We start from the raw sequence: 6,111 nt of genomic DNA on the forward strand, positions 1-6,111 counted from the left end.
TCAGACGCGGCCGCGGTCGGCGCGGCGGCGGGCGGCCTCGTACAGCACGACGCCGGCGGCGACACCGGCGTTGAGGGACTCGGCGCCGCCCGGCATCGGGATGCGCACCAGGTAGTCGCAGTTCTCGCCGACGAGGCGGCCGAGGCCCTTGCCCTCGGAGCCGACGACGATGACGACCGGGCCGCCGAGCGCCTCCAGGTCGTTCACGGTGTGCGTGCCCTCGGCGGCGAGGCCGACGACGGTGATGCCCGCCTTCTTGTACTCCTGGATGGCGCGCGTCAGGTTGGTGACGCGGGAGACCGGGGTGCGCGCGGCGGTACCGGCCGACGACTTCCAGGCGCCGGCGGTCATGCCGGCGGCGCGGCGCTCGGGGATGACCACGCCGTGGCCGCCGAAGGCGGAGACGGAGCGGACGATCGCGCCGAGGTTGCGCGGGTCGGTGACGCCGTCGAGGGCGACGATGAGCGGGTCCTCGCCGTTGTCGTACGCGGCGGCGGTCAGGTCCTCCGGGTGCGCGTACTCGTACGGCGGGACCTGGAGGACCATGCCCTGGTGGTTGAGCCCGTTCGTCATGCGGTCGAGCTCGGGGCGCGGGGCTTCCATCAGGTTGATGTTGCCGCGCTCGGCCGCGAGCTGGAGGGCCTCGCGGACGCGCTCGTCGTTGTCGATGAACTGCTGGACGTAGAGCGTGGTGGCCGGAACACCGTCGCGCAGCGCCTCGAAGACCGGGTTGCGGCCGACGACCATCTCGCTGGTGCCCTTGGGACCGCCGCGGCGCGGGGCCGGGCGGCGCTTGGCGGCCTGCCGGGCCATGGCGTTGCTGATGCGGTTCGCCTTGTGCTTCTTGCGGTCCTCGGCCTTGGGGGTGGGGCCCTTGCCCTCCAGGGCCTTGCGCCGCTGGCCACCGCTGCCGACCGTCGCGCCCTTCTTGTTGGACGTGCGGCGGTTCCTGCGCTGGCTGTTCCCGGCCATGACTTCTACCTGTTTTCGTTGATGCTGCGGTATGTACGTATGAAGAGTGTGCCGCCCGGGGGGCCGGGCGGCACAGTCGGACTGCTCCGGTGGGCTCAGCGGGGGCCGAGCGTCCAGCGGGGTCCCGTGGGGCTGTCCTCGATGACCAGGCCGGACTGCTGGAGCTGGTCGCGGATGGCGTCGGCGGTGGCCCAGTCCTTGCGGGCCCGGGCGGATTCGCGCTGCTCCAGGACCAGGCGTACGAGGGTGTCGACCGCGCCGTGCAGGTCCTCGCCCCGGTCGGCCTCGCCGGCCCAGTGCGGGTCGAGCGGGTCCAGGCCGAGGACGCCGAGCATGGCCCGCACCTCGGACAGGCGCGCGACCGCCGCTTCCTTGTCGTCGGCCGCGAGGGCGCTGTTGCCCTGCCGGACGGTGGTGTGGACGATGGCGAGCGCCTGCGGGACGCCGAGGTCGTCGTCCATCGCCTCCGCGAACGCCGGCGGGACCTCGGCGGCGGGCTCGACGGCCTTCCCGGCCTTCTCCACCACGCGCTGGTAGAACCCCTCGATCCGGGCGAACGCGGACTCCGCCTCGCGCAGGGCCTCCTCGCTGTACTCGATCATCGACCGGTAGTGCGGGGTGCCGAGGTAGTAGCGCAGGACGATCGGGCGCCACTGCTTGACCATCTCGGAGACGAGGACCGAGTTCCCGAGGGACTTGGACATCTTCTCGCCGGACATGGTGACCCAGGCGTTGTGGACCCAGTACTTCGCGAAGTCGTCGCCGAAGGCCTTGGCCTGCGCGATCTCGTTCTCGTGGTGCGGGAAGATCAGGTCCAGGCCGCCGCCGTGGATGTCGAAGGCCTCGCCGAGGTACTTGTGCGCCATGGCGGAGCACTCCAGGTGCCAGCCGGGACGGCCGCGGCCCCAGGGCGTCTCCCAGGAGGGCTCGCCGGGCTTGGCGGTCTTCCACATGGCGAAGTCGCGGGCGTCGCGCTTGCCGGTCTCGCCGGTGCTCTCCGGCTGGCGGATGTTGTCGAGGTCCTGACGGGACAGCGAGAGGTAGCCGGGGTACGACTTCACGTCGAAGTAGACGTTGCCCTCGGACTCGTAGGCGTGACCGCGCTCGATGAGCCCGCGCATCATCTCGACCATCTCGGTGACGTGGCCGGTGGCGCGGGGCTCGTAGGTGGGCGGGAGGCAGCCGAGGGCGGCGTAGCCGTCGTTGAAGGCCCGCTCGTTCTCGTAGCCGATGGACCACCAGGGGCGGCGCTGCTCGGCCGACTTCGCGATGATCTTGTCGTCGATGTCGGTCACGTTGCGGATGAACGTGACCTCGTAGCCCCGGTACTCGAACCAGCGGCGCATGATGTCGAAGTTGAGGCCCGACCGGATGTGCCCGATGTGCGGGGCGGCCTGCACCGTGGCGCCACAGAGGTAGATCGAGACGCAGCCCGCTGTGAGCGGGGTGAAGTCACGGATCTGCCGGGCGCTGGTGTCGTACAGGCGAAGAGTCACGGCATCCAGGGTAGTGCGCCCATAGCAGTGCCCCGCGACCCTTTCGGGGCGCGGGGCGGGTTTGTTGCCGAAGCGGTGTCGGCGGCGGCGCGGACGGAGGCCGGACGACGCCCCCCTTAGGCCCGGTTCGTCCGGTACACGAGGGCGGTGGCGAGGGCGGCGAGGCCTTCGGCCCGGCCGGTGAGGCCGAGGCCGTCGGTGGTGGTGCCGGAAACGGACACGGGGGCGCCCGCAGCGGCCGAGAGCGCCTTCTGCGCCTCTTCGCGCCGCTTGCCGACCTTCGGGCGCACGCCGATCACCTGGACGGCGATGTTGCCGATCTCGAAGCCCTCGGCGCGGACGATGCGGGCCGCCTCGGCGAGGAGGGTGGTGCCCGGGGCGCCCGACCACTCGGGGCGGGAGGTGCCGAAGTGCGCGCCGAGGTCGCCGACACCGGCCGCCGAGAACAGGGCGTCGCAGGCGGCGTGCGCGGCGACGTCACCGTCGGAGTGCCCGGCGAGGCCCGTCTCCCCCGGCCACAGCAGCCCGGCGCACCACAGGTCGCGGCCGGTCTCGAAGGCGTGCACGTCGGTGCCGATGCCGACGAGCGGGATCAGCGGGGCCTGCGCGGCGGCTCCGGATCCGGCCACGGGGCCGTCCTGGTCTGCCGGTCCTTCGGTACTAGTACGCATCGGTGGCCCTCCTGCGGGCGAGTACGGCCTCGGCGAGGACGAGGTCGAGGGGGCGGGTGACCTTGAAGGCCTCTTCGTGGCCGGGGACGACCACGACGGTGACGCCGAGCCGCTCCACCATGCCGGCGTCGTCGGTGGCGCCCTCCCCGTCGACGGGGATCTCGGCGTGCGCCCTCAGCAGGGTGGCGACGTCGAAGCCCTGCGGCGTCTGGACGGCGCGCAGCCGGGCCCGGTCGGGGGTGGCGACGACCGGCTCGGGCTCGCCCGGCCCGCCGGGCTCGACCTCCTTGACGGTGTCGGCCAGCGGCAGCGCGGGCACCACGGCGGGCGCCCCGCCCCGGACCGCCTCCACGACGGAGTCGACGGTGTCCACGGGGACCAGCGGCCGGGCCGCGTCGTGGATGAGTACGGAGGTGACGTCGGCGGGCAGCGCCTGGAGTCCGGCGCGCACGGACTCCTGGCGGGTCTCCCCGCCGGGGACGACGAGGACCTCGGCGCGGTCGGGCAGCGGGTGCTCGTCGAGCAGGAGGCGTACCGCGGCGGCGCCGTCGGCGGGGGCCACCACCACCACGAGGGAGACCGCGCGGGAGCGGGCCATCGCCCGGACGGCGTGGATCAGCATCGGGGTGCCTCCCAGGGCCCGCAGGGCCTTGGGGGCGCCGGGGCCAAGACGTACCCCGCGTCCGGCGGCGGGGATCACCGCGGCGGTGCGGTGCGGTCGCGTTTCGTCAGACATCGGTAGCTCCGGGTTGCGCAGCCAGGTTTGTGGCTTCGGCCGACATGGGTATGGCCCTCGTTGATGTGCCGGGTGCGACGCCCTCGCCCCTTCCGTGACGACCGGTCGAGCCGGCTGCCCGGACCCGGTACACCGGCGGGATCAGGGGTTCACTACGGTGCCAGGAGTACACCGGACGGTGCGGACGCAGACATGCCGCAGCGCCCGGCGACAGGTCCCTCGTGGAGGAGGGGCCGTGCCATCGGGCACCGCGGCACAATGGTGCGACCACTGTTCTGCTGTACTCAGATCAGCGGAACGGGGTACTCGCGTCAGGACGCGAGGACCTCGTCGAGGAGGGCCTCGGCCTTGTCCTCGTTCGTGTTCTCCGCGAGCGCGAGCTCGCTGACCAGAATCTGGCGGGCCTTCGCGAGCATGCGCTTCTCACCCGCGGAGAGTCCGCGCTCGCGCTCACGACGCCACAGGTCACGCACTACTTCTGCGACCTTGATGACATCGCCAGAAGCGAGCTTCTCCAGATTTGCCTTGTAGCGTCGGGACCAGTTCGTCGGCTCTTCTGCGAACGGTGCGCGGAGCACCTCGAAGACCCGGTCCAGTCCGTCCTGGCCGACTACGTCGCGCACACCGACGAACTCCGCATTGTCCGCAGGCACACGAACAGTCAGGTCGCCCTGGGCGACCTTGAGCACCAAGTAGGTCTTGTCCACGCCTTTGATCTGGCGAGTCTCAATGGCCTCGATCAGCGCGGCCCCGTGATGGGGATAGACCACGGTGTCGCCAACCTTGAACGTCATGTGACAGGTACCCCTTCCGTGGCTATCCAGGGTAACACGAGAACTGACCGTTATGAATGGCGTTTTCGCAGGTCAGGGCACCTCTCGGGGCTTGACAACAGCAACACGAACGTGCTGCGGAAGGCCTCGGGAAGGGGGTATCCGCAGGTCGGGGGCGCTGTACGGACCAGGCGAAAGGGTCACGTCACACCCGCCCGGCAGTTCCGCCAGAGTGACGTACGTCCCGTTTTGCGGCGTTCGGAAGTCGGAAAACGAACTACTCCGTTCGACTGGCGGCCGCCCCCACCCAGCGGGTTCCGGCCCAATCCGGAATTGATCACGGGGTGGCGTTCGAAGGAATCCCGAATTGATCACCGGGCGGCCGGCACGCCATATGCGCGCCCCGCATGATCGTCGACATGATCGACGGGGGAAGACCGGGGGAACGGCGCGGGAACCGCCGGGGGAACCGCCGGGACGGAATGCAAGATCGCGGGGCTGGCCGAGCGCGGGGCCGCGCTGCGGAGGGTCGGGTGCGGGGGCGGGGCGGCGGCTCGGTAACCTAAGCGCGCTGACACACCCTTAGAGCGGCTCCACCCCGGCCGTTCCGAGTGCCCACCCTCCCCTTCCGTTCGTCCAAGGAGATGCCGCCGCCGTGAGCCGCAGCCTTCGACGCGGCGCCCTCGCCGCCACCGCCGTCGTGTTCTCGATCGCCTCGCTGGCTGCATGCAGTGCGGGCAACAACGCTGAGACCCTGCAGATCAAGCCGGACAACGCCGCCGTCACCAAGGGCGAGATCAAGATCCAGAACGCTCTGGTCATCACCCAGGGCGAGAAGGACAAGAAGAACACCGCGGCCGCCGTATCGGCCACGGTCTTCAACTCCGGCACCAAGGCGCAGACCCTCGACGGCATCACCCTCCCGGGTGGCAAGGCCAAGGTCGTGCTGAAGGCCGCCGAGGGCACCGGCAAGGTGACCGTGCCGGCCGGCGGCTCCGTGATCCTGGGCGGGAAGGGCAACGCCTCCGCGCAGATCGAGCAGGGCGCGAGCGCCGAGGCGGTCAAGGACGGCGACGTCCAGCAGGTCGTCTTCCAGCTGAGCAGCACGGGCGACGTCGAGCTGGAGGCCTTCGTGGTCCCCAACACCGGCATGTACGCGGGCTTCGGCCCGACCGGGGCCCCGGCCCCCGCCGTCACGCCGTCCGGCAGCCCCTCGGGCACGCCGTCCGGTTCCGCCTCCGGCTCCCCCTCGGGCTCGCCCTCCGGCAGCCCCTCCGCGGGTGCCACGGGCGGCGCGGCCGGCTCCTCCCCGTCGGGCTCCGCCTCGCACGCCGCGGGCCACTGAGCCGCGGACCCGTACCCGTACGGGAAGGGCCCCCAGCCGCACCTGCGGCTGGGGGCCCTCCCCGTACACCCGTAAGGATGACGGCCCGCGGAGTCCCGCGGCCTACGGCTCGAACTTG

6 protein-coding genes are annotated in these 6,111 nt (G+C 71.5%); 1 reads left to right on the forward strand and 5 read right to left on the reverse strand.

The genetic code is table 11. The features are described 5' to 3' along the window. The 5 genes from rlmB to ACFWW8_RS14035 all read right to left on the reverse strand — a co-directional run bounded on the left by rlmB (position 1) and on the right by ACFWW8_RS14035 (position 4,669). On the reverse strand, positions 1-972 hold the full coding sequence (rlmB, locus tag ACFWW8_RS14015) for a 23S rRNA (guanosine(2251)-2'-O)-methyltransferase RlmB (RefSeq protein WP_267724489.1): 972 nt from the start codon (positions 970-972) through the stop codon (positions 1-3). Positions 973-1,067: 95 nt separating this feature from the next. Beyond that, a complete protein-coding gene (cysS, locus tag ACFWW8_RS14020) occupies positions 1,068-2,468 on the reverse strand; it encodes a cysteine--tRNA ligase (RefSeq protein ID WP_386527942.1) in 1,401 nt (466 codons plus the stop codon). A 116-nt stretch (positions 2,469-2,584) separates the two neighbouring features. Further along, positions 2,585-3,139: a 2-C-methyl-D-erythritol 2,4-cyclodiphosphate synthase gene (gene ispF / locus ACFWW8_RS14025; RefSeq protein ID WP_386527944.1), complete on the reverse strand. Its 555-nt coding sequence runs from the start codon at positions 3,137-3,139 to the stop codon at positions 2,585-2,587. Continuing rightward, positions 3,129-3,875: a 2-C-methyl-D-erythritol 4-phosphate cytidylyltransferase gene (gene ispD, locus ACFWW8_RS14030; protein ID WP_386527946.1), complete on the reverse strand. Its 747-nt coding sequence runs from the start codon at positions 3,873-3,875 to the stop codon at positions 3,129-3,131. Before ispD ends, ispF begins: the two co-directional genes overlap by 11 nt. Positions 3,876-4,186: 311 nt before the next feature. Beyond that, positions 4,187-4,669, reverse strand: a complete 483-nt coding sequence (locus ACFWW8_RS14035) for a CarD family transcriptional regulator (RefSeq protein WP_120722213.1) — start codon at positions 4,667-4,669, stop codon at positions 4,187-4,189. A 634-nt stretch (positions 4,670-5,303) separates the two neighbouring features. On the opposite strand from ACFWW8_RS14035, the gene ACFWW8_RS14040 reads away from it, so the two are divergent. Beyond that, positions 5,304-5,993 carry a DUF461 domain-containing protein gene (locus tag ACFWW8_RS14040; protein ID WP_386527949.1) on the forward strand — a complete coding sequence of 230 codons (690 nt, stop codon included), beginning with the start codon at positions 5,304-5,306 and terminating at the stop codon, positions 5,991-5,993. The last annotated feature ends 118 nt before the right edge of the window (positions 5,994-6,111 follow it).

This window comes from Streptomyces sp. NPDC058701 (assembly GCF_042715295.1).
Taxonomy (GTDB): Bacteria; Actinomycetota; Actinomycetes; order Streptomycetales; family Streptomycetaceae; genus Streptomyces.